Consider the following 22,375-nt stretch of genomic DNA (forward strand, 5'->3'; position numbering starts at 1 on the left):
TGCGTCCCGGTCTGTGGTGCATCGGATGTCGACAGCCCGCTCGGTGATTCCCGAGCAGTCGTCCAGGACGCCGTCGTCACAGGACACGACGAGCGGTCGGACGTCATGTCATCGGTCTGCGGTCTCGACACGTGCCCGCCGTCGTGTACTGCCCGACGCAGTTCCGTCGCCACGTCGACGGTCGTCGCGCTGTGATGGGCCGGCCCGGAGCCGGCAGCAGGCATCTCAGGCTCCTCGGGCGTCTCAGACCCTTCGCGCACCGCCGGTGACGCTTCGATGTCACGATCGGATCCCCCGGTTTCCTGCCGTCCCTCCTCTGCCCCGGGAACAGCCGCTTCGGCGGCTGCTCCGGCGCCTTCCCCACCGCCGCTCCATCGGTCGCACGAACCGGAGGAAGGAGTCTGCAGGGCCCGCCCCGCGAAAGCGATGGGCACCGACGGGCTCGCTGCCTCCTCGGCGAAAAAAGGAGGAACCGATCCCTCCGATGCTCCGGGCACGGGTGATCGGCCTGCTCCGGACGCAGTGTGGCCGCGGAACAGCTCACCGAAGGAGGAGAGACCGGCTGTCGCGCCGCTGTCTCCCACAGGCAGACCCGCCGTCCGCAGTACGTCCCTGGGCGTGGGCGCAGCGGAAAGGCCCTGGAGGGGAGTCATCGCGCCATGCTTGCGAGGAATGCGGCCTGCGTCGCGAGCGCCTCGTCCACGGCGGGGTCGAACGCCGGTGCAGCAATCCCGGCGTCGGGAAGCACAACCTCTGCTTCAGGAACCACGGGGGCCACACTCGCCGACCCCTCCGGCAGGATGCGACGGATCGTGGTGATATTCGCGTCGGTCTCCCACATGTCCCGTACTGCCACGTTGGAACCCGGCTGCGGAGCGTCGATCGCCTTGCCGTCACCGAGATACATGGAAACGTGCCCGCCGTCGAAGCTGAACAGGAGATCCCCGGGCTGCGCCTGGGAGAGTGAGGGCACGTGCGTGCCCGCGTTCATCTGGTCCCAGGTCACACGCGGGATCTGGATGCCGATGTCGGCGTAGGCCCGCTGCAGGAATCCCGAACAGTCGAGGCCCACCGCCGGATCGGTGCCTCCCCAGACATAGGGGATGCCCACGTAGGCCATGGCCGCCTCGATCACCCGTTCCGCGTCGGAGGACGCCGGCGCGGGAACGACGTCGCTCACCGGCTCGGCCGGTACCACCGGCTCCGGCGCGGGCACAGGATCGGCGGCCAGGACGGCGGGGGCGGTCGCCTCCTCGAGTGCATCGGCGAAGAGCTCCGCCGTGTCCACCGCGCCGCCCTGCGTCCCGCCGACCGACGTGCCCGACGTCGCCGGAGCGGCCGTCGCGGTGGCGGTGGTCGCCGTCGGAGAGGCAGCGGGCCGGGACGTCTCGCTCGAGGCGGTCCTGGGCGCACTGGATCCGCCGGCCTGCGTGGTGGTGGAGTTGACGGCCGCAGCACGTACCGACGGAGCGGCGAGCAGGGTGAGGGTGGACTGGATCTGCTGGACCCGGCCCACGGCGTCGACGCCCATCATGGCCGTACCTCCGAACCGGTGCGACGCCGGCCAGTGGTGGCGAGTTCGTCCAGAACCCGCTGCTCCGCGCCGATCACCGCCGCGGTCTCGGTGTCGCGGTGGCGCTCCTCGAGCTTCTCCAGGCCCATGGTGGCAACGCGGGCAGCACGGTACTGGTCCTGCGCGCGGCCCTGCTCGGACTGCAGCGTGGCCTCCAGCGCCTGCAGGTCGACGAGCATGCTCCGCACAGACGCCCTGGCTGCCGCCACCGCATACAGCGACGCCGACCCGGAGGGGCTGAGATCCGTCCCGTCGAGCGATTCGGCGACAGCCTCTGAACGGGCGCGCGAGTCCCGGAGGCGCTCGTTCGCCTGGGCCAGGGAACCTGCCGCCTGGTCCTCACGGAGCTGGCGCAGCCTCAGCAGACCTGCGAGGGAAAAGTGACGTGTCATCAGGTGACTCCCATGGTTCGGGTGAGAAGGGTGATCCGGTTCCAGGCGTCGCCGAACGGAGTCCGCTCGTCCATGCGCTGCTGGAGAAAGGCGGTGATCGCCGGTTCGTGGTCCATTGCCGCGTCGACCAGCGGATTGGAGCCACGATGGTAGGCGCCGACGTCGATCAGATCCTGCGCGGCCTTCCGCGCGGCCATCGTCCTCCGCAGCAGACCGGCCGTCGCTGCCTGCTCGCGCGTCGTGACCCGGGAGGCGACCCTGGAGATGGACGCGAGCGGATCGATGGACGGGAAGTGCCCGGCGACCGCCAGCTTGCGGTCGAGGACGATATGGCCGTCGAGGATGGACCGCGCGGCATCGGCGACCGGCTCGTTGTGGTCGTCGCCGTCCACGAGCACGGTGTACATGCCGGTGACCGATCCGGTGGCCGCCGTCCCTGCCCGCTCGAGCAGGCGGGCGAGCAGCGAGAAGGTCGACGGCGGATAGCCGCGTGTTGCCGGAGGCTCTCCGACGCTGAGGCCGATCTCGCGCTGGGCCATGGCCACGCGAGTGAGCGAGTCCATCATGAGCATGACGTCGGCGCCTCCGTCGCGGAAGCCCTCGGCGATCCGGGTGGCCACGAACGCCGCGCGGAGTCTGAGCAGCGCGGGTTCGTCCGACGTCGAGACCACCACGATGGAGCGTTCGAGGCCCTCGGAGCCGAGATCGTCCTCGAGGAAGTCGCGGACCTCGCGCCCCCGCTCCCCCACCAGGGCGATCACCGACACCGCTGCGTCCGTGCCGCGCGCGATCATCGACAGCAGCGAGGACTTGCCCACACCGGATCCGGCGAACAGACCCATGCGCTGGCCGCGCCCCACCGTGGTGAGGGTGTCCATCACGCGGACCCCCAGCTGCAGGGGTTCGGTGATGCGGGAGCGCTCGAGCGCCCCGGGAGGCGTGTTGTTCAGCGACACCCAGGCGACGTCGTCCAGTGGACCTCGTCCGTCGATGGGGCGGCCCACGCCGTCGAGGACCCTGCCGAGCAGGCCGGGCCCCACCGGGACCAGCAGGGGCGAACCGTTCGAGCGGACGGGTGCGCCTGCCTGGATGCCGGAGAGGGGGGCGAAGGGCATGCAGCGCAGGCCCGTCAGGGACGCCGCGACCACCTCGGCCTCCACCGGCGACGCGTCGCCGATGGTGACGACATCGCCGATCGCGCAGTCGAGGCCCACGACGTCGACGCCGAGGCCCACCACGGACGCCACCTGGCCCACCTGCTGCGGTGCGGCGGCAGCACGGGCGAGCCGGATGACGTCGTCGAGGGTCCGCTCGGGTGCCAGGCTCATTCCGGGGCGCCGCCGGTGAGCACGTCGCGGACGCGGGCGAGTGCGCTTCCGAGCCGGGCGTCGAGCTGTCCGTTCTCGCACTCCGCCACGGCGTCCCCGCGCTGCAGCGATGGATCGGGGGACAGCTGCAGGCCCGCGGGAACGTCGGTAGCAGAGAGGTCGGCGAGATCGGCGGGGTGGAGGCGGACGGTGCGCACGTCCTCGCCGTCGATCCCCGAGAGGGCACGCGCGACGGCGGCCCGGGCCGAGGACGGTCCGTCCTGCAGCTCCTGCCCGAGCAGCGCCTCCGCGATCTCGAGGGCGGCGTCGAGGATCCGGGTCCTGGCCTCCGCGAGCACGGGCGCGCTCTGCCGTTCGAGAGCACGGACAGCGGCGTCGAGCACCCTCATCCGCTGGGCGGCGCGCTGGTCGGCGTGACGGCGCTCGGCTGCACGTTCGGCGTCGAGCCGCGTCCGTTGCTCGGCGAGTTCGGCGCGCGCGAGCGCAAGACCGTCCGCGTATCCGGCGGCGTGTCCGCGCGCGGCAGCGGTGTCCCGTGCCGCAGTGTCCGAGCCGGCACCGAGCAGGGGGAACGAGATGGGCAGGAGTGACTCAGTCGACATACTCGTCCTCGTCCCCGCGCTGGATGGTGATGACGCCCTGCGCCTCCAGGTCCCTGATGGCACGCACCACCTCCGCGCGCGCCTCCTCCACCTGCGACACGCGCACGGCTCCGACGGCCCTGAGCTCGTCGTCGAGGATCTCCCGGTTGCGTTCGGAGACATTCGCCCGGATCACACTCACCACGGTCTCGGCGGCGCCCTTCATCGCGAGCGCGAGTACCGCGGAATCGATGCCGCGCAGCACCTGCTGGACGTCGCGGCGCTCGAGATTCACGATGTCCGCGAAGGTCAGCATCCTGGCCCGCACCTGCTCGGCCAGCGCCGGGTCGCGGTTCTCGAGGCCGTCGAGCAACTCGCGCTCGGTACTGACATCGGCCCGGTTGATGATGTCCACGAGGGGCTGGATGCCGCCGATCGCCGTCGCACCCTGATGCGGTGCGGCCACGGCTCCGGCCCTGACCCTGATGCTGTCCGCGACGACGGACACGGCCTCGGGCGTCGCCGATCCCATGGTGGCGATGCACTGGGCGACATCAGTACGGGTCCCCGGGAGGAGACCGGCCAGGACGGTCGAGGCGTGTTCGGGCTTCAGGTGCGCCAGGACCAGGGCTATGGTCTGGGGCAGCTCGCCCTCGAGGACGCTCTGGATCTGGCCGGCCTCCACCGTTTCGAGGAACTCGAAGGACTTCCCCGCGGCCGTCGAGGCGAGGCGTCCCACCACGCCTGCCGCCCGCTCGGCACCGAAGGAGGACTCGAGGAGGCCGATGGCGATCTCCATGCCCCCGCGGGTCCGGCGTCGACCGCTGGTGGTGAGCTCGTGGAATTCCGCGAGCGCCTCCTCGGCGGCGCCCGGCTCCACGCGCTGCAGGCGCACGATCTCCGCGACGATCTGCTCGGCCTCGGACTCGGACATCTGCCGGAGGACCTCGGCCGCGCGGCCCTGGTCCAGTTGCATGAGCACCATCGCGGCCTTCTGCGTGCCTGTCACCGCAGCGCGCACCATGGTGCTCATACGCTCTGCCTGTCGTCCATCATGCTGCGCAGGAACTCCGCCGTCCTTGCGGGATCCTGCGCGGCGAGCTGGTCGATGTCCGAGCGCATGCGCTGCAGCTCGGTGTCCGCCGCTGCCTCCTGCAGGGCGTTCTGCACCGCGCCGACGTCGATCGACGTGGTGTTCGGCGCGGGTTCGACGGGGCTGATGAGCGCCACCGCAGGATCGATGGCGGGCGTGCTCGGCGCAGGAATGGCCGGGTAGACCCCCTGCAGTTCACCGAGGTCGAGCGGTTCGCGCCGCTGGCGGCGGGAGCGGCGGGCATAGACGATGAGTACCACGATCGCCGCGAACAGGATGGCTGCCACGATCGACAGGGTGCGGATCAGCTCTGCCCGCTCCTGTTCGGCCTGCGCCGCCTCGGCCTCTGCGAGTGCATCCTCTGCAGCTGCGGCATCGGCGTCGTTGAAGCGCAGCTCCTCGACGGTGACGACATCACCGCGCGCTGCGTCGATGCCGGCGGCGCTGGAGACCAGGTCCGTCAGTGCCGCGACGTCCAGATTGGCCGTGGCAGCCTGGTTGACGGCGACGGAGATGGTCTGGCGGTTGATCCCGCCGGCCGGGACCGTGGTCGACTCCGTGATCTTGTTCACGGCGTTGTTGCGCGTACTGGTCTCGGAGTTGAACGTTCCCTCCCCGTTCCCGCCACCCTCGGGCACGGCGATGTTGTCCGGGCCGAGGACGCCCGCATTCGCCCCGCCCGCACCCTCGTACGCCTCGGTGGTGATGGATTCGTTGAGCGCTGGGGCATTCTCCGGCGTCGTGAAGGTCTCCTCGACGCGCTCACCGCTCTCACGCGCCATGTCCGCCGCCACCGCGACCGTCGCGTTGCCCACCCCGACCACGCGATCGAGCATGGCCTGCAGGGAGGCTCCGACACGCTTCTCGTAGTCGGACGCCTGCTGGTCGGTGCCCCCGGTCGCACCGACGCCGACGGCGGAGAGCACCGTACCCGCGGCGTCGATCACCGCGACGTCATTAGGATCCATCTTGTCGATCGAGGCGGACGTCAGGTGGGTGATGGCCTGGACCTGGCTGCTCGAGAGCGTGGTCCCGGGCGTGGTCTCGACGAAGACCGAGGCCGTCGGTGTGCCCTGCTCCGAGACGAAGACGGTGTCCTCGGGGATCGCCAGGCGGACCGTGGCGGTCTTGACGCCGTCGATTGCCGAGACCGTGGCCGCGAGCTCGCCCTCGAGCGCGCGCTTGTACGTGGTGGACTGCTGGAACTCCGAGGACGTGACGCCCATGTCGTCGAGCAGGGAGTACCCGGCGGTGGAGGACGACGGCAGCCCGGCCGAGGCCGCCTTGATCCGCTGGTCGTACACGTTGCTCTCGGGGACGAGGATGGTCCCGCCCCCGTTGGTGAGCTCGTACGGGACGCCGTCGGTCTGCAGCTGGTCCACGATGGTGCTCGCGTCCTCGCCGCTGAGCCCCGAGAACAGGGGCGTGTAGGAGGGCTTGGACAGCCAGGAGGTCAGGGCGATCCCGCCGAGGACCAGCACGGCGACACCGATGATCGCGATGGTGCGCTGGGCGATGGTGAAGCTCCTGACGGCGTCCGTGAGGCGGGTCGCTGCGGTCGACATGGGGCTGGGCATCAGGCCTGCATCCTCATGATCTCGTTGAAGGCATCAACACCCTTGTTCCGGACGGCGGCGACGAGCTCGAGGGTCACCTGGGCCCGCGTCGAGGCGATCGTGGCGTTGTGGATGTCGCTCAGATCCCCCGTGACGGCCTGGATGGCGAGCTGGTTCGAGGACGACTGCACGGACTGCAGGTTGTCCACGGCCGAGGTGAGCGAGGTCGCGAAGCCCTCGCCGCCGCCGCCGGGTACGGCACCGGCCGCCGGTAGATAGGAAGTGGCAGCGGGCTGGATGGCTCCGAGTGCGGGGATGGGCATCAGGATCGTCCTATCTGGAGAGCGGCCTCGTAGGTGGCTTTCGCCCGGTCGACCACGGCGGCATTGGCCTGGTAGCCACGCTGGGCCATGATGAGCTGGCCCATCTGGGCACTCATGTCGATGTCGGGGTAGCGTACGTAGCCGTCCTCGTCCGCGAGGGGATGGGCGGGCTCGTGGACCAACCGGCCCTCGGCGCTGCCGAACTCGGCTCCTGCCACATACGCCCCCTCGCCGTTGCCGTCCGCGCGGGCGGTGATGTAGCGCTGCTGGAAGGCGGCGCCGTCGCTGGCGGTGACGGTGTTCGCGTTGGCCATGTTGTCGGCCACGGCGTCGAGCCACTTGCGGTGCAGGGTCAGGCCCGTACCGGAGATCCCGATGGCGTCGAATGTCATCAGGAGGTCCTGAGGGCGGAGCGGATGCCGGAGAAAGGACCCTCGATGGCGCGCGCCGCGAACTGGAAGCGGAGCACCGTGTCGATGTTGGAGAGGGTCTCGGTGTCCAGATTGACGTTGCTGCCGTTGAGTCGCGTCGGTTCGAGTGAGGTCTCCGTGGTGGCCTGCACACTGCCTCCGCCCAGTGCGACCGAGCGCGCCAGGGCTTCCTCGAAACTCACCCGCTGGGCGTGGAAGCCGGGAGTGTTGACATTGGCGATGTTGTTCGCTGTGACGCGCTGGCGCAGAGCGAGCCCATCGAGAGCGCTGCGCAGGGCGAGCGAGTGTACGGAATCGAGCACGGCGGCAGAACCTTCTTCATGCAAGGCTGAGCGGCCGATCCATGGCCTGGGGGTGAGCGATCCATGCTCACCGGTGACTATCGGGCGGTTGGCAGGGCGCTGTTAGCCGCTGCCGGCACGAGTTTCAGCCCGTGGTGTCGATATAGACGGACGCCTGCGCAGGGAGTGTCGCAGCACGTACCGAGCCGACGGCAGAGCGGTGGCGACGGAGCGCGCCGAGTTCGGCGCCCACGAGCGCCAGAGCACTGCGCTGACGCCCCTGGATGGACCGTGCCCGCGCCACGAGCTCTGCCGGGATGGGAGCGTCGACCGGTGGCGGGGTCCAGCTGCCGGGGGACGCCGACTCTCCCTCGTCGAGAGCCGCCTCGAGCGCGTCCAGCGCCGAGGTCCAGACGGCAACCACGTGTTCAGCCAACGCCGAGCACTCCCAGGGACCGGGATTCACCCTGCTCCGGTGACCCCACCGGCCCGGCTGGTCGGAGCTGGCCGACGCGGGCGGCCTCGTGCCACGCCTGGCGCAACGGCTCGAGAATCTCGGCACACTCGGCGGTCCTGGACCGATCATGTCCGATGTTCGCCTCGACGAGTCCCTGGCGCACGTAGGCGTAGAGCGACATGAGCCCGTCGGCGCCGTCCCACACGTCTGTTCTGAGCGATGACATGAGTTCGCCGAGGATCTCCTGGGCGTGCAGCAGATTCTCCGATGCCACCGCCCACTCCCTCACCTCCTGCGCTGTCCCGGCCCGCGCCAGATCGAGCATCAGCCGATCGTAGAGCATGGTGAGCAGGCCCGCCGGGGTGGCCGAGAGCACCGCATCCTGCATGTAGTGGGACCGCTTGGCCTGGTGATCGTTGTTCATCTGCAGTATCAGTTGCTCCTGGACGGGATGTTCGCGAGTTGGGAGGACAGCCAGTCGCCCTGGGACTGCAGCCTGGACAACTGCACCTCGAGCGCGGCATAGGTGCGCTCGAGGGTGGCGCGGCGCTTGTCGAGGGACAGCTCCCACGAGGCCACGCGGTCGTTCATGGAACGGACGCTCGATTCCTGGCTCTGGATACGGCGCGTGAGATCGCCGTCGAACTTGTCGGAGGCAGCCCTGCCGGCGTCCGCGACGCGTGCCGAGAGCTGGGTCAGTGAGTCCCTGACCTGCGCCGGAGCCGCGGCGAGAGCGGCCGTGAACTTCTTCTCGTCGAACTCGACCGCGCCTGAGCGGGTGAGATTGATGCCCAGCTCGGCGGTGGACCGGCCGTTGATCGGCCCCGTCGCGGCGGTCACCACGGACTGTGCAATACCTCGCACTGCACTGTCACCGGTGAATCTGCCCGGGGTGGGCGCAGCGCTCGCCGTGGCACCGGGGGTCACCTTCGTATTGGCGGCCACGAAGGAGAGCACGCTCTGCAGCGAGTCCACGAGCTCCCTGGCCACTTTCGTGGTGCCCTCGGCGTCCGAACCGACAGTGATCGAGACCGGCTCCGCACTCACCTTCGCTGCGGTCACGCTCACGCCGGGAAGGAGGTCGGCGAAGGTGTTGGACGACGACGTCACGACCTGCTCGGCGTTCGATCCACCCCAGAGCACGAGCTCGGCGTCCTGGCCGGTGCGCACCGTCGCGGCGCCCGGTTCGGCGAAGAGATCCGTCGCAGTACCCGCCACTGCCTCGGCTGCTGTTCCGCGGAAGACGCTGAAGCCGTTCTCCGCGCCGGATTCCCTGGCTGTGAACTGCAGGCGGTACTGCTGCGCGCCGTCGGCGTCCTTGCCGGCAGCCACCTTCGTGGCCGTGATGCCGGCGTCGGCCCTGTTGACGGCCGCGACGACGTCGTCGAGGGTGCCGGTGGTCCGCACCTCGGTGGTGCTGCCGTCAGCGGCTTGCAGGGTGATCGTGGAGGCTTCGGTGGAGAAGCTGGTCATGCTACCGGTGACCGAGCTCTGCGACTGCGCGAGCCGGCGTACCGTGAAGTCGAGGGATCCTGCCCTGGCGGAGGAGGCGGCGGTTACGCTCGCGGCGTCGCTGCTGCTCGTGGCGGTGAAGAGGTCGAGCGCCTGCGGCTTCGCGGTCTTCGTGGCGAGCTCGGTGAGGGAGCCGAGGCGGGTGTTGAGCTGCTGGAGCGAGGTGATGAAGCCCTGGGTGGTGGCGGCCTTGGCCTTGAGCAGGGTCTGCGGCCGGGCCTCGACCTGCATGAGCTGGCTGATCAGCTCCTTGGTCTTCAGCCCGCTGGCGATGCCGTCGATGGAGAATGCCATGGAACTACCTCTCGGATCGGGCTGATCAGCGGGGGTGTCATGGATGGGCGAATGCGCGGTGGCGGGACCGTCGGTCCAGGATCAATCCCGCCACCGTGCACCTTTCGCCTACATACTCACCGTCTAGCGGAGGAGCTGAAGGACACCCTGGTTCATCTGGTTGGCCTGGGCGAGCATCGCGGTACCGGCCTGCGAGAGGATGTTCGAACGGGTGAAGTCCGCCATCTCCTTCGCCATGTCGGTGTCCGAGATGCGGGACTTGGCCGCCGAGAGATTCTCCTGCGAGACGTTGATGCTGTTGATCGCCGACTCGAAGCGGTTCTGCACGGCACCGAGCGCCGAGCGCGCCTGGGAGACCGCGGAGATCTGACCGTCCACCGCCGCGATGGTCGTCAGAGCGTCCCCAGCCGATCCGAAGCTCATTGCCGCGACCGTGGCTCCGAGGCCGGCGATGTCTGCCGCCGTGAGGTCCACAGCGATCTGGTCGTTGTCCACATCGCTCCCTGCGCCGACCTGGAACGTGAGGTTCGCGCTGCCGTCCAGGAGCTTCGTGCCATTGAAGTTGGTCGAATTGCCGATGCGGGTGAGCTCGGTGGCAAGCGCCGTGACCTCGGTCTTGATGGCCGAACGGGCCTCGGCGTTGTTCGAGTCGTTGCCCGACTGGACCGCCAAATCACGGACGCGCTGCAGGATATTGTGGACCTCGGTCAGCGATCCTTCCGCGGTCTGCACCACGCTGATGCCGTCCTGGGCGTTGCGTGCTGCAACGCCCAGACCGCCGATCTGCGAGCGCAGACCCTCGGAGATCGCCAGGCCGGCGGCGTCGTCGGCTGCGCGGTTGATGCGCAGGCCGCTGGAGAGCTTCTCGAGGGACTTCGAGATGTCGTTCTGGGTGTTGGAGAGGTTGCGGTACGCGGTGTTGGCCGCGGTGTTGGTGTTGATCTGGAAACCCATGATGTATTCCTCCGTGAAAGGGCTGCTTGCGCCGGTCCATCCATGGGCCGGCACCAGGAGCTATCGGAGTTCTCGGAGTGGGTGTTAGGAATCGGTGAAAGTTTTTCCGGAGGAACCCTGCTCACTCGTGACGACGGGACGGGAAGGGCGCGCCGATCGGTACGATCGACGCGCCCTTCCTTCATCGGTGGAGCCTCACCAGGTGCTGTCCTGACGCGTGACGGCGTCGTACCCGCCGTCGAGGAAGATGACCTGCCCGCACAGGTGGGTGTTCTCCTCACCGGTCAGCCAGGTGAGCAGTGACGCCGCGGTCTCCGCCGGGAAGGGACCGTTGAGCGGCATGGGCACCTGCTTGTTGAGCTGTTCGCGTCCGGCCTCGGTACTGACCAGCTCTGCCGTCATGGGGGTCAGGACCACCGCCGGCGCAATCGCGTTCAGAGGGATGTCCGCGCCGGCCCACTCATCGGTCGGGGCGTTGAGGCGGATCCACCGGGCAAGGGCCTGCTTGCTGGTGGAGTAGATCTGGTAGCCGTTGTCGTCGTCGGCGAGTTCCTGGGCGCGGGTCAACGCGGCCGCTTCGTCTCCGGTGAGGCAGGCCTCGAGCAGGGCACTGTCGTGGGGCTGCAGCGATGCCATGGACGCTACCGCCACGGCGCGGGGCGCGGGAGAACCCTTCATCAGGGGTCGGAGGGATTCCAGTGTCGCGACAGCGCCGAAGTAGTTCACCAGGACCGTCGCGGGAACGGGTGCATTCATCCCGGCCACGGCGAGGACTGCGTCGATGGAGCCGTTGCTGCGCTCCTCGACCTCCTGCGCCATGGTGGCACGGCCTTCCTCGGTACTGAGATCGGCGGTGATGTCCGCGCCGCGGAGATCGACGCCGATGACGGTGTGACCGTCCTCGCGCAGACGGGTGGCGGTGGCCTCGCCGATGCCTGAGCCGGCTCCGGTGACTACATAGGTGCGGGTCATGATGATTCTCCCTTGCGATACTGCGCCATGCTGAAGTGCAGGGCGTCGGTGTGGAATGTGGTGAGCAGCTCGGTGAACCGGTCGCGGTCCGCCTGGGTCCAGTCCGCCTGGATGGCACGCATCATGCGATCCCCGGCGTCGACGAACCCGGCCACGACCTCGTTCCCTCTGCCTGTCAGCTGGAGGAGTCCGGCGCGTCCGTCGGCGGTGTCCGTACCCCGCTCGACGAAGCCGTCCTCACTCAGCCGCCTGGTGACCTTGCTGACGTTGGAGGCGCCCACGCGGAGCTTCTGGGCCAGCACTGACGGGCGCATGGCCCCGTGCCTGCCGAGCAGCGTCAACGCCGTGACCGATGTGGCGTCGAGGCCCGGGGCGGTGTCGCGGGTGATCGTCGTGATGAAGTCACTCGAGCCCCACAGGGCGAACACCTCGAGCATTGCGGCGAGGCCCGCAGAGCGATAACCGAGCGGAGCACCCGTAACCGGATCCGCTGCGGAGTCCATCGCTGGTCACCCCCTTCGTCCTTGAACCACCAGCCTAGCCCAGATGCTGTCCTTAGGACAGTATCTGGGGATACCGCGTCGCTGGAATCAGAGCATCACTTACATTGCGCGTCCCGGTGCCGATAGTTCATCCGATTCCACCCATTCGTCGTTCCGGAGAGGAGGTGGCACCGTGAGCGCCCAGGACCTGTCGACGCTGCTCTGGCAGGAGCGCGAACTCCTCGAACTCCTCGTCTTCAAACTCGAGGAGGAACAGCTCCTGCTGACCTCCGGCACTACGCGGTGGCTCCACCATGCCACCCGGGAGGTGGAACAGGTACTCCAACGCCTCCGGGACACCGGTCTCGCCCGAGCCGTCCACGGCTCCGCCGTAGCCACCGAGTGGGGAGTCGACGAGGGCGCCACGCTGCGCGAACTGGTGCTCTCCGCTCCCGAGGGGCCGTGGGGGGAACTCCTCGGCGCACACCTGCAGGCCATGACGGCCCTCGTGGCGCAGATCGTCGCCCTGCGGGACAGTAACCAGCTCTTCCTGAAGGCGGCCAGCCGCTCCACCCAGGAAACCCTGGCGGGGATCGACGTGGGTGCCGGAACCTACGCAGCCGACGGCGCCTCCGCCCTGGGCGGAGGGCATCCGACCCTCCTCGACAAGGATCTGTAGCCGAACGATGAGCACCTTCAGCGGAATCACCACAGCCCATTCCGGTCTTGCCGCAGCGCGTGCCGGCCTGGAGGTAACGGGGCAGAACATCGCGAACGCCACCACGCCGGGATACACGAGGCAGCGCCTCGAGACGTCATCCGTTGCTCCCGTGCGGCCCTCGATGTTCGCGACCGGCGCGCGTGCGGGCGAGGGGGTACTCGCCCAGGGCATCGCACGACTCGGTGACGCCCATCTCGAGGCACGGGTCCGCAGCACCGCCGGAGCCGCCGGCTACACGGCGGTGCGCGCCCAGGCCTTCTCGGTTCTCGAGGAGAGCCTGCGGGAACCGGGCACGACCGGCGTCTCGGCATCGCTCCAGGATTTCTGGGCGGGGTGGCAGGACCTGTCCGTCGACTCGGACAAGGGCGCTTCGACGTCGTCCCTGCTCTCCGTCGCCGGAACGCTCACCTCGCGCATCGGTTCCGGCTATCGCGAGATCGGCACACAGTGGGCCTCGATCAGGTCCTCGGCCGAGTCCCTCGTCACGGAGGTCAACGACGCTGCCTCCCAGGTGGCGGAGCTGAACCGCCAGATCCGCTCCGCGGTCACCACTGGTTCCTCCGCCAACGAGCTCATCGACCGCCGCACAACCCTGACCGGCGCCCTCGCCGGGCTGACCGGCGCCACGGTGCGCGACAACAGCGACGGAACGGCCGACGTCCTGCTGGCGGGGAACCCGCTGGTCTTGGGAACGACGACCCGCAGCCTGCAGGTCAGCGGATCGCGGCAGCTGGGCGAGCTTCCGCAGAGCTCCGGGGGCGGCGTCGTGAGTGTGGAATGGACCCACCGCCCGGGAGCCTCCGCCGGAATCGAGAGCGGTGAGATCGCCGCCGCACTCTCGCTCCTCGCTCCCGCCGACGCAGGCGGTGTCCTGGCCCAAACCGCCGGCGGGTACGACGACTTCGCCGCATCGCTCGCCGGGAAGGTGAACGCACTGCACACCGGTGCCGGCAAGGGGCCCTTCTTCGCCTTCGATCCGGATCGGGCGGCAGCATCACTGACGGTCCTGCCGACCACGCGCGAGGACCTCGCGGTGGGATCACCCGACGCCGGCGCCTACGACGGATCGGTTGCCGACGCCATCTCCAGGATCGGCACCGGCGGCGGTTCGCCCGACGTGGTCTGGTCGGTCTTCGTGGCGGACCTCGGAGCGGCAGCGCGCACGGAACTCCAGGCCGATGCGCTGGCCCAGGCATCGGCGGGCTCCGCCCTGAGGCAGCAGCTCGGCGCCACCTCGGTGAGCATGGACGAGGAGCAGGTGAAGCTGCTCGAGTACCAGCACGCCTACCAGGGCGCCGCGCGGGTGATGACGGCCATCGACGAGATGCTCGATGTCCTCATCAATCGCACGGGAATCGTCGGACGGTAGCGGAAGGCCATCATGATCACGCGTGTCACCCAGCAGACGATGCACTACGGGGTCCAGCGGTCCCTGCAGACCAATCTCGCACGGCTCGCCGAGCTCCAGGACAAGGCATCCAGCCAGCGTGCCATCACTCGGCCCTCGGACGATCCTGCTGCTGCCGCCGAGGCGATCCGCATACGCGCCGACCTCCGTGCGAACGAGCAGTACGGCCGGAACATCTCCAACGGCGAGGGGTGGCTGACCGAGCTCGACAATGCGATGACGACGTCGAAGCGGGCTCTGGACCGGGTTAACGAACTGACGCTGCAAGGCTCCAACTCGTCCCTTCCCCCGGCAGCCCGCGAGACGCTCGCTCTCGAGGTCCAGGCGCTGCGCGGCGAGCTCGGAGCGCAGGCGAACGCGAGCTACGCCGGCCGTTTCCTGTTCGCAGGCAACGCCGACACGCCTGCCGCACTCACCCCGGAGCTGACCTTCGTGGGAGGAGGAACGGTGGAGCGCAGGATAGGCCCCGGGGAAACGGTCCGGGTGGATGCCGACGGAGCGTCCGTCTTCGGCAGTGGCCCCACCTCGGCTTTCGCTCTGCTGGACAGGATCGCCGCTGATCTGCGTGCCGGCAAGGACGTCTCGGTGCATCTGGCACCTCTGCAGCAACGCATCAGGGACGTCACGGCAGAGCACAGCACGATCGGTACCCGGCATGCCCGTCTGCTGAGCGCGAAGGACGGCATCGCCGATGCAGCCCTCGCGCTCGAAGGACGACGCGCGGCCGTGGAGGATGTCGAGCTGGCCTCGGTGATCCTCGATCTCAGGATGCAGGAGACCGCCTACCAGGGAGCCCTGGCCGTTTCGGCGCGCGTGCTGCAGCCGTCCCTGCTGGATTTCCTCCGATGAGGGCCACCTTCCTGAGCCCGCCCCCGGGGTTGGCTCCGCTGACGGAGTTCCGGCTGGAGGAGGTCGGCGGGGCGCAGGGCCTGTTCACCCTGATCTCCACGGATCAGCCGGACGTGCGCCTGTTCCTCCTCGACGCCGCCAGCTACGTGCCCGAGTACCGTCCGCGCTTCTCCGCCGCTCAACGAGAGGTCCTCGGAGCGGATGTGCCCGACGCGCTCCTGTTCGTCGTCGCGAATCCCGGCACAGGGGGCACGACCGTCAATCTCGCTGCCCCGATCGTGCTCGATCCCGCCACCGGACAGTGCGCCCAACTGATCCTCGAGGGCGACTACCCGCTGCGGGCACCCCTGGCACAGGCTGCCTGAAGGTCCTTCAGACGTAGAAGAACCGCCCGGACCGGTGCCGGGCGGTTCTTCTACGTCATACAGCGGGCTGCACCCGCCGAAAGCTGATCAGGCGAAGTCGGAGGTCGCCGGATCTGCACCGATGCGGCCGTCGACGCCCTTGTCGAGGTTGTTGATAGCTTCGATGTCCTCGTCCTCGAGCTTGACGTCGAGCGACTCCCAGTTCTCGATGATCCGCGACTCGGTGACGGACTTCGGGATGACCACGTTGCCCAGCGCAAGGTGCCAGGCCAGTACCACCTGCGCGGGAGTGGCGTTCCGCTTGCCGGCGATGTCCTGCAGCACGGCGTCGTCGAGCAGTCCCTTGCCGGAACCGATCGGCGAATATGCCTCGTGCAGGATGCCCTTCTCGGCCTCGAAGGCACGGAGCTCCGACTGGTTGAAGTACGGGTGTGTCTCCACCTGGTGGATCGCGGGTGTCACGCCGGTCTCGCGGATGATCTCACTGAGGGTCTCGAGGGTGAAGTTGGAGACACCGATGCTGCGCACGCGACCCTGCTTCTGCAGTTCGATCAGCGCCTTCCACGAATCCAGGTACTTGTGCTGCTTGGGCTGCAGCCAGTGGATCAGGTACAGATCGAGGGTTTCCAGTCCGAGGAGGTCCATCGAGGACTCGAACGCCTTGAGGGTGCTCTCGTAGCCCTGGTCCGCGTTCCACAGCTTGGTGGTGATGAACAGGTCGTCCGGGCTGAGCCCGGACGAGGCGATGGCGCGGCCCACGCCTGCCTCGTTCCCGTAGATCTTCGCGGTGTCGATGTGGCGGTACCCGGTCCTGAACGCCTTGCCCACGACATCCTCGGCAACTTTGTCCTCGACCTGCCAGACTCCGTACCCGAGCTGGGGAATGGTGTGGCCGTCATTGAACGTGAGGTGCGGTGATGTAGTCATACTGGCGGGAACCACCGGTACTGCCGAATTATTTCTGCCGGCCGGCGTAGCACGGCGGCCGGCAGAAATAATTCGGGTCAGTCGTCCGAATCCGCCTGGTTCTCGACGACGGTACCGGTGGCGGCATCGAGCTGAATCGAGTACTTCACGTCGGAGGGATCGAGCACGTCCGCTTCCCACACCGTCACGCCCTGCTTGCTGTCCAGCTCGAGCTCCGTGATCCGGCCCTCGGGAATGACCGTGAGGATCTTGTCCACGGCGTCCTCGTAGTCCAGCTCGGCCGCCTGCAGACGGGCGAGGTTCTTGTCCCGGTCCTCCACGTCCTCGTCCGTCACCTCCGGCCCGGTGGTGATCTGCGTGCCGTCAGCCGAGAGCTCCATCTCCTGTTCGGAGCCGTCCTGCGTCACCACGTCGACCTCCCAGGCCGTCCCGCCGGCCTCACTCTCGATGGAGATGAGCGCCCCTCCCGGGAGCGCAGCGAGCGCCGTCCGCCCGGCCTGGACGAGGTCGTCCGCCCCGGAACCGGGAGCGGCGATCCCATCGGACGCCGTCGAGCTGGTCGTGGGAGAGGATGTCGCCGAAGGGGAGGGCGTCGGCGTGGCACTCCCCGTGCCCAGCGCGCTCGCCTCGGGGGATGCGGACATGCCCGTTTCAGGGGACTCGGAGGCCTCGGCACTGAGCGAAACGGCGGACGAGGGCTCGACGGCCGGGGCCGACTCGCCGGCTGCGGTGTCGGTGTCCGCTGTGGTGCAGCCCGCGAGGGCGAGCAGCGCCGCTGTCGCGAGCGGCAGCAGCGTGTACCTGGGTCGCGGTGAGCGGGATGATGTCATGGTGTCCTCCGGGAGCAGTGGGTGGAAGCGCGATCCTGTTGCAGCTCCCATCCTTGCCCGGCATCCCGGATTCAGCAACGGGCGCTCTCACAGTTGCAGCGGATCAGAAGATCGCCGCCAGCGCGCGCTCGGCCTCCTCGACGTCGTCGAACACCAGTTGGGCCCGACGTCGGACACTGTCCAGCCCCGCTGAGGTCACATCCCATCGCTCGCCGTCGAGTCGGGTCATCGCGGCGGCCTCGGCCGTGGTCGCCAGGGCGTTTCCCGCACGGGACAGGGCCCGGTGCACCTGCAGGAGGGCGCCGGGAATGTCGAGCCCGGTACTGGGTGACGAGGACTGAGCACTCACGCAGACCCTTCGGACCCGTGGCAGCAGGCCACCGAGCTGATCGGCGACCACGACGAGTTCGTTGTAGAGGGCGTCGTCCTCGGTTCCCTCGAGGATCTGGTGGTACCGGTCCAGCCCACGTCGGAAGCGGTCATGGGCACGCCGCCACACCCCGGTGCCCAGCTCGGCGTCATCCCTGCGGCCCTGCCTCGCTGCGGCGAAGAATGCTGCCACCGCTACAGGTTCTGATCCGGCGCGAAGGGACCGGCCGGCTGCAGTTCGGTCATGACGCAACAACAAGAAGCCCCACACCACCCGCGCGGAGAACGGCTCACTCGTCGACCAGCCGTAGAGCTCCGCCCTTGTGGGCAGCGACGTGATCGGTCCTGTCGCTCTTGATCTCGTACTGTGGATCGTCCTCCGACGCGCGGCGCGTGTGGCCCTTGTAATCGAAGTCCTCCGTGTGGACCCTCGTCACCCTGCCCGAGACGTGGCCGGCCTCCGAGTTCCAGGTGACATGATCACCGACGCCGAATCGATCGGCCATGTCGACTCCTTCCTAGCAGCAGCGCCCTTCCGGATTCGCCTCCTGGCGATCGGTCCTGTCCCGCCAGAACTCGCGCTCGTTCATGGGCCGACCGTCGGCATGGCTGCGCTCGTGATGGTCGAGGTACGCCTGGTAGGCGTTCTCCCCCATGACACCCTTGAAGATCCATACCAGTTCACGCGCGGTGTCACAGGCGCGGTGCAGTACCTGCGGCACGGTCATCAGTGCCCCGACCTCGCCGGTCGCCTCGCCGGTTCGACGGCGGCCCACTGCTGCTGCAGCTCCTTCTCGGCGGGCGTGGTGACCAGACCGGAGGGAGCGAAGATCCGCGACGCCACGGGGGCGTCCTCCGTTTCCGTGCCTCCACCGTTCCGGTAGGCCTTGATGGTGGCGATGATGGCCGAGGCGATCACGATGATGGACAGCACCACGAACACGATGGACAGTGTGCCCTGGATGACGGTGTTGCGCACCACCGCCTCCATGGCTTCCACGCTCTGTGCGGTGCCGAAGCTCTGCTCGCCCGCGTCGAGGGCGTCGCGGAAGGCCGCGTTCTGTGCCCAGTAGCCGATGGCCGGCACGGGGGAGAAGATCTTCAGGAACGACGCCGTGATGGTCACCACCGCGGCGAAGGCGAGCGGCAGGGCCGGGATCCACAGGACCCTGAAGAGTCCGCGCTTGGCACAGATGGCCATGCAGACCGCGAGCGCGATGGCCGCGAGCAGCTGGTTGGCGATGCCGAAGAGCGGGAACAGGGTGTTGATACCACCGAGCGGATCGGTGACGCCCATGATGAGGATCGCTCCCCAGCCGGCCACCATGATGGCCGTACAGATCCAGGCGCCGATCCGCCACGACGTATCGCGGAAGCGGGGCACGAAGTTGCCGATGCTGTCCTGGAGCATGAAGCGCGCAACGCGCGTTCCGGCGTCGACCGCCGTGAGGATGAACAGTGCCTCGAACATGATGGCGAAGTGGTACCAGAAGGCCATCATGCCGGCACCACCGAAGACGCCCTGCATGATCTGGGCGATGCCGACGGCGAGGGTCGGGGCGCCTCCTGTCCGGGAGACGATCGACTCCTCACCGACGTTCGAGGCCAGCGTGCTGAGGGTGTCCGGGGCGAGATCGACCCCGGTCAGACCGAGACCGTTGACGAAGGCCACGGCCCCCTCGATGGTGCCGCCGGTAGCAGCTCCCGAGGAGTTCATGGCGAAGTAGATGCCGCGATCGATGGACAGCGCCGCGACGAGGGCCATGATCGCCACGAAGGACTCCATGAGCATGCCGCCGTAGCCGATGAAGCGGCTCTGGCGTTCCTTCTCGAGCATCTTCGGGGTGGTCCCGGACGCGATCAGGGCATGGAACCCGGACAGCGCCCCGCAGGCGATGGTCACGAAGAGGAAGGGGAAGAGCGTGCCGGGGACCACCGGACCGGTGCCGGTGCTCGCGAACTCGGTGACAGCCGGCACGTTGATCTCGGGACGCGTGATGACGATGGCGACGGCGAGCATGCCGATGGTGCCGATCTTCATGAAGGTCGACAGGTAGTCGCGCGGTGCGAGGAGGAGCCAGACGGGCAGGATCGCGGCGATGAAGCCGTAGATGATGATGCCCCAGGCGATCGTGGTGCGATCCAGTGTGAACAGCTCGGTGCCCCAGGCGGTGTCCGCGATCCAGCCGCCGCCGATGATCGCGAGCAGCAGCAGGACGAAGCCGATGAGCGAGACCTCCGTGACCCGGCCGGGACGCAGGTAGCGCAGGTACACACCCATGAACAGGGCGATGGGGATGGTCATCGAGACGGAGAAGACGCCCCACGGGCTCTCACCGAGTGCGTTGACGACGACGAGGGCGAGGATCGCGACGATGATGATCATGATCGTCAGGGTCGCGATGAGAGCAGCGGTACCGCCGATCACGCCGAGCTCCTCGCGCGCCATCTGGCCGAGGGAGCGTCCACCGCGGCGCATCGAGAAGAAGAGCACCAGATAGTCCTGGACGGCTCCGGCGAAGATGACGCCGACGATGATCCAGACCGTGCCCGGCAGATACCCCATCTGTGCTGCCAGCACGGGGCCGACCAGCGGACCGGCACCGGCGATCGCAGCGAAGTGATGCCCGAAGAGCACCCGGCGATCCGTGGCCGCGTAGTCCTTGCCATCCGCCCTGTACTCGGCCGGTGTAGCCCGGCGGTCATCGGGCTTGAGCAGATTGCGCTCGATGAACTTGGAGTAGAAGCGGTAGGCGATCAGGTAGGTACAGACCGCGGCGAACACGAACCAGATGGCGTTCACGGTCTCGCCGCGCACGACGGCGAGGATGGTCCAGGCGACGCCGCCGAGGAGGGCGATGGCGATCCAGAGGACGATCTTCATCGGCGTCCAGTGGCGCTCCTCCGCCTCGGCCCGCTGCGGGTCGACGGCGACCGGCGGCAACGCCGGATCCGTCGCGAGCACCGGGTCCTGCCGATGCGACCCGCCCTGCTGCTTGCTCATGATGCTCCTCGAGTGCGAAAGAGTGATGCACTCGAAGATAGCAACGTGGTGAGGTGTACGTCACACGGCGTTACCCTCCGATCGGAGTGTTGCGCCGAACGCCGGCGTCCGTGCGCCCAGTGGCACCCTGCAGTCCCGCGTCGGCCCCGCTGCGGGCGGGAGCGCCGCAGCGGGGCCGCCGGCTGATCTACTGCATATCGACTACGGCCTACTTCGCGTCGTCGTCGAGGACGGCCGGCGGCTCGTCGTCGTTCGCGTTCATCCCCTCGCTGATGCTCGAGTGGCTCCTGGTGCGGGGATCCGCCGGCTCGTCGGCGTCGTCCGTCGGTCCGTTGTCGACGCCGTCTGGCACCTGATCCGCGAGATTCTCGGTGAGGTTGTCCGCCGCCCGCTCGAGGCCGCTCTCGTGATCGTCGTATTCGTTCTCCCTGGTCGCCATGGGGCGTCCTTCCTCTCGACTGTCCTGCCAGCCTTCCACAGCGGTCCCCGTTCCGGCACCGGGTCCGCTCCCCCGCGGGTGTCAGAGCCTGAGCAGGATCTTGCCGGTATGCTCTCCCGCGTCGAAATAGGTGTGGGCCTGTGCAACCTCGTCCAGGTCGTAGACGCGGTCCACGAACGGCCGGACGAGCCCCGCCGTGACCCACGGCCAGACGCTGTCCCGGACCGCTGCCATAATGGCGGACTTCTCGGCGACCGGCCGGGATCTCAGCGTGGTCCCGGCGACGCTCGCCCGCCTCGCCATGAGCGCACCCAGATCGAGCTCGGCGCGCGCACCGCCCTGCAGCCCGATGACCACCAGGCGTCCGTCGGTCGCCAGCGCTGCGATGTTGCGTGCGAGGTACTTCGCGCCGACGACGTCGAGGATCACATCGGCGCCTCGGCCGTCAGTCGCCAGCGAGAGCTGCTCCACGAAGTCCTGCTCGCGGTAGTTGATGAGCGTGTGTACGCCGAGTGAGCGCGCGACGTCGAGCTTCGCCTCGGAGCCGGCGGTGACGTGCGGTACGGCTCCCAGGGCCAGGCTCAGCTGGATGGCCATGACCCCGATGCCACCGGAGGCACCGTGGATCAGGACGTTCTCGCCCTCGGTGAGATTCGCCTGCAGCACGAGATTCGACCACACCGTTGCGGCCGTCTCAGGAAGCCCGGCAGCCTCGACGAGGTCCACGCCGTCGGGCGCCGGGATCACCTGCCCGGCAGGCACGGCGACCTGCTGCGCATACCCGCCACCGGCGAGGAGTGCGACGACGGCGTCCCCTTCCCGGAAGGAGGACCCGTTCGGGGCGGAGACGTACCCGGAGACCTCGAGCCCCGGAATCGTCGACGCACCCGCGGGCGGCGGATACAGGCCCCTGCGCTGCTGCACGTCGGCGCGGTTCAGGCCGGCGGCGGCGACGTCGATGAGCACCTCACCGGCGCCCGGGACAGGATCGTCGACGTCCTGCACGGAGAGCACTTCCGGGCCTCCCGCACCCTCGATCACCACTGCGCGCATGCCTGGTCCTCCCGCTGTAGGTATTTGGGCCTCCCTCGCCCGTCATGGAACACTGGGCGCGGGAAGGTTGTCCGAGCGGCCGAAGGAGCTGGTCTTGAAAACCAGTGGGCGGTAACCCCGTCTCAAGGGTTCGAATCCCTTACCTTCCGCACCCGAGGAGGTTCCGCGCTGCGGGACCTCC

At 68.5% G+C, this 22,375-nt stretch carries 27 protein-coding genes and 1 tRNA gene; 5 read left to right on the forward strand and 23 right to left on the reverse strand.

Features of this window, described 5'->3' with window-relative positions; all coding sequences use genetic code 11:
* Positions 1-649 precede the first annotated feature (649 nt).
* The 15 genes from E8P82_RS15335 to E8P82_RS13085 all read right to left on the reverse strand — a co-directional run bounded on the left by E8P82_RS15335 (position 650) and on the right by E8P82_RS13085 (position 12,250).
* Complete coding sequence (locus tag E8P82_RS15335; protein ID WP_246021361.1) at positions 650-1,534, reverse strand: C40 family peptidase; 885 nt, start codon at positions 1,532-1,534, stop codon at positions 650-652.
* A complete protein-coding gene (locus E8P82_RS13020; RefSeq protein WP_136455483.1) occupies positions 1,531-1,965 on the reverse strand; it encodes a flagellar export protein FliJ in 435 nt (144 codons plus the stop codon). The genes E8P82_RS15335 and E8P82_RS13020 overlap by 4 nt, the downstream gene beginning before the upstream one ends.
* Complete coding sequence (locus E8P82_RS13025) at positions 1,965-3,293, reverse strand: FliI/YscN family ATPase (RefSeq protein WP_136455484.1); 1,329 nt, start codon at positions 3,291-3,293, stop codon at positions 1,965-1,967. The genes E8P82_RS13020 and E8P82_RS13025 overlap by 1 nt, the downstream gene beginning before the upstream one ends.
* Positions 3,290-3,895 carry a FliH/SctL family protein gene (locus E8P82_RS13030; protein ID WP_136455485.1) on the reverse strand — a complete coding sequence of 202 codons (606 nt, stop codon included), beginning with the start codon at positions 3,893-3,895 and terminating at the stop codon, positions 3,290-3,292. Before E8P82_RS13030 ends, E8P82_RS13025 begins: the two co-directional genes overlap by 4 nt.
* A complete protein-coding gene (gene fliG / locus E8P82_RS13035; RefSeq protein ID WP_211096882.1) occupies positions 3,885-4,907 on the reverse strand; it encodes a flagellar motor switch protein FliG in 1,023 nt (340 codons plus the stop codon). Before fliG ends, E8P82_RS13030 begins: the two co-directional genes overlap by 11 nt.
* A complete protein-coding gene (gene fliF / locus E8P82_RS13040) occupies positions 4,904-6,544 on the reverse strand; it encodes a flagellar basal-body MS-ring/collar protein FliF (RefSeq protein ID WP_136455486.1) in 1,641 nt (546 codons plus the stop codon). Before fliF ends, fliG begins: the two co-directional genes overlap by 4 nt.
* Complete coding sequence (gene fliE, locus E8P82_RS13045; protein ID WP_136455487.1) at positions 6,544-6,846, reverse strand: flagellar hook-basal body complex protein FliE; 303 nt, start codon at positions 6,844-6,846, stop codon at positions 6,544-6,546. The genes fliF and fliE overlap by 1 nt, the downstream gene beginning before the upstream one ends.
* Positions 6,846-7,238, reverse strand: a complete 393-nt coding sequence (locus tag E8P82_RS13050; protein ID WP_136455488.1) for a flagellar basal body rod protein FlgC — start codon at positions 7,236-7,238, stop codon at positions 6,846-6,848. Before E8P82_RS13050 ends, fliE begins: the two co-directional genes overlap by 1 nt.
* Complete coding sequence (locus tag E8P82_RS13055) at positions 7,238-7,579, reverse strand: flagellar basal body rod protein FlgB (protein WP_136455489.1); 342 nt, start codon at positions 7,577-7,579, stop codon at positions 7,238-7,240. The genes E8P82_RS13050 and E8P82_RS13055 overlap by 1 nt, the downstream gene beginning before the upstream one ends.
* Positions 7,580-7,703: 124 nt before the next feature.
* Positions 7,704-7,994 carry a hypothetical protein gene (locus E8P82_RS13060; protein ID WP_136455490.1) on the reverse strand — a complete coding sequence of 97 codons (291 nt, stop codon included), beginning with the start codon at positions 7,992-7,994 and terminating at the stop codon, positions 7,704-7,706.
* Positions 7,987-8,439, reverse strand: coding sequence for a flagellar export chaperone FliS (fliS, locus tag E8P82_RS13065; protein WP_136455491.1), 453 nt, complete (start codon positions 8,437-8,439; stop codon positions 7,987-7,989). Before fliS ends, E8P82_RS13060 begins: the two co-directional genes overlap by 8 nt.
* An 8-nt stretch (positions 8,440-8,447) precedes the next feature.
* Positions 8,448-9,821 carry a flagellar filament capping protein FliD gene (gene fliD, locus E8P82_RS13070; RefSeq protein WP_136455492.1) on the reverse strand — a complete coding sequence of 458 codons (1,374 nt, stop codon included), beginning with the start codon at positions 9,819-9,821 and terminating at the stop codon, positions 8,448-8,450.
* Between the two features lie 123 nt (positions 9,822-9,944).
* Positions 9,945-10,775 (reverse strand): flagellin N-terminal helical domain-containing protein, encoded by an 831-nt coding sequence (locus tag E8P82_RS13075; protein WP_136455493.1) that lies wholly within the window; start codon positions 10,773-10,775, stop codon positions 9,945-9,947.
* A 195-nt stretch (positions 10,776-10,970) separates the two neighbouring features.
* Entirely contained in the window at positions 10,971-11,747 is a 777-nt protein-coding gene (locus E8P82_RS13080) for an SDR family oxidoreductase (protein WP_136455494.1), read from the reverse strand.
* Complete coding sequence (locus E8P82_RS13085; RefSeq protein WP_136455495.1) at positions 11,744-12,250, reverse strand: MarR family transcriptional regulator; 507 nt, start codon at positions 12,248-12,250, stop codon at positions 11,744-11,746. Before E8P82_RS13085 ends, E8P82_RS13080 begins: the two co-directional genes overlap by 4 nt.
* 172 nt (positions 12,251-12,422) lie before the next feature.
* Between E8P82_RS13085 and E8P82_RS13090 the strand changes: the two genes are divergently transcribed.
* Genes E8P82_RS13090 through E8P82_RS13105 form a run of 4 tightly spaced genes read left to right on the forward strand, consistent with a single transcriptional unit; the run spans position 12,423 to position 15,572 of the window.
* Positions 12,423-12,908, forward strand: a complete 486-nt coding sequence (locus E8P82_RS13090) for a flagellar protein FlgN (protein ID WP_136455496.1) — start codon at positions 12,423-12,425, stop codon at positions 12,906-12,908.
* A 7-nt stretch (positions 12,909-12,915) separates the two neighbouring features.
* Positions 12,916-14,319 (forward strand): flagellar hook-associated protein FlgK, encoded by a 1,404-nt coding sequence (gene flgK, locus E8P82_RS13095; protein ID WP_136455497.1) that lies wholly within the window; start codon positions 12,916-12,918, stop codon positions 14,317-14,319.
* A 12-nt stretch (positions 14,320-14,331) separates the two neighbouring features.
* Complete coding sequence (flgL, locus tag E8P82_RS13100) at positions 14,332-15,207, forward strand: flagellar hook-associated protein FlgL (RefSeq protein WP_136455498.1); 876 nt, start codon at positions 14,332-14,334, stop codon at positions 15,205-15,207.
* Positions 15,204-15,572 (forward strand): flagellar assembly protein FliW, encoded by a 369-nt coding sequence (locus E8P82_RS13105; RefSeq protein WP_136455499.1) that lies wholly within the window; start codon positions 15,204-15,206, stop codon positions 15,570-15,572. The genes flgL and E8P82_RS13105 overlap by 4 nt, the downstream gene beginning before the upstream one ends.
* Positions 15,573-15,659: 87 nt before the next feature.
* On the opposite strand, the gene E8P82_RS13110 is transcribed toward E8P82_RS13105, so the two are convergent.
* The 8 genes from E8P82_RS13110 to E8P82_RS13145 all read right to left on the reverse strand — a co-directional run bounded on the left by E8P82_RS13110 (position 15,660) and on the right by E8P82_RS13145 (position 22,194).
* On the reverse strand, positions 15,660-16,499 hold the full coding sequence (locus E8P82_RS13110; RefSeq protein WP_136455500.1) for an aldo/keto reductase: 840 nt from the start codon (positions 16,497-16,499) through the stop codon (positions 15,660-15,662).
* Between the two features lie 77 nt (positions 16,500-16,576).
* Entirely contained in the window at positions 16,577-17,329 is a 753-nt protein-coding gene (locus E8P82_RS13115) for a PepSY domain-containing protein (RefSeq protein ID WP_136455501.1), read from the reverse strand.
* A 103-nt stretch (positions 17,330-17,432) separates the two neighbouring features.
* Positions 17,433-17,891, reverse strand: a complete 459-nt coding sequence (locus E8P82_RS13120) for a hypothetical protein (RefSeq protein WP_136455502.1) — start codon at positions 17,889-17,891, stop codon at positions 17,433-17,435.
* Positions 17,892-17,988: 97 nt separating this feature from the next.
* Positions 17,989-18,204 carry a hypervirulence associated TUDOR domain-containing protein gene (locus tag E8P82_RS13125; RefSeq protein WP_136455503.1) on the reverse strand — a complete coding sequence of 72 codons (216 nt, stop codon included), beginning with the start codon at positions 18,202-18,204 and terminating at the stop codon, positions 17,989-17,991.
* 12 nt (positions 18,205-18,216) lie between these two features.
* Complete coding sequence (locus E8P82_RS13130) at positions 18,217-18,426, reverse strand: YbdD/YjiX family protein (protein ID WP_136455527.1); 210 nt, start codon at positions 18,424-18,426, stop codon at positions 18,217-18,219.
* Positions 18,426-20,702, reverse strand: a complete 2,277-nt coding sequence (locus E8P82_RS13135) for a carbon starvation CstA family protein (RefSeq protein ID WP_136455504.1) — start codon at positions 20,700-20,702, stop codon at positions 18,426-18,428. Before E8P82_RS13135 ends, E8P82_RS13130 begins: the two co-directional genes overlap by 1 nt.
* Before the next feature lie 208 nt (positions 20,703-20,910).
* Positions 20,911-21,141: a hypothetical protein gene (locus E8P82_RS13140; RefSeq protein WP_136455505.1), complete on the reverse strand. Its 231-nt coding sequence runs from the start codon at positions 21,139-21,141 to the stop codon at positions 20,911-20,913.
* Between the two features lie 81 nt (positions 21,142-21,222).
* Positions 21,223-22,194 carry an NAD(P)H-quinone oxidoreductase gene (locus E8P82_RS13145; RefSeq protein ID WP_136455506.1) on the reverse strand — a complete coding sequence of 324 codons (972 nt, stop codon included), beginning with the start codon at positions 22,192-22,194 and terminating at the stop codon, positions 21,223-21,225.
* 61 nt (positions 22,195-22,255) lie between these two features.
* Here E8P82_RS13145 and E8P82_RS13150 point away from each other — a divergent pair.
* Positions 22,256-22,343 (forward strand) — tRNA-Ser (locus E8P82_RS13150).
* Positions 22,344-22,375 lie beyond the last annotated feature (32 nt).

Source organism: Arthrobacter echini (assembly GCF_004803505.1).
In the GTDB taxonomy this organism is placed as follows: domain Bacteria; phylum Actinomycetota; class Actinomycetes; order Actinomycetales; family Micrococcaceae; genus Arthrobacter_D; species Arthrobacter_D echini.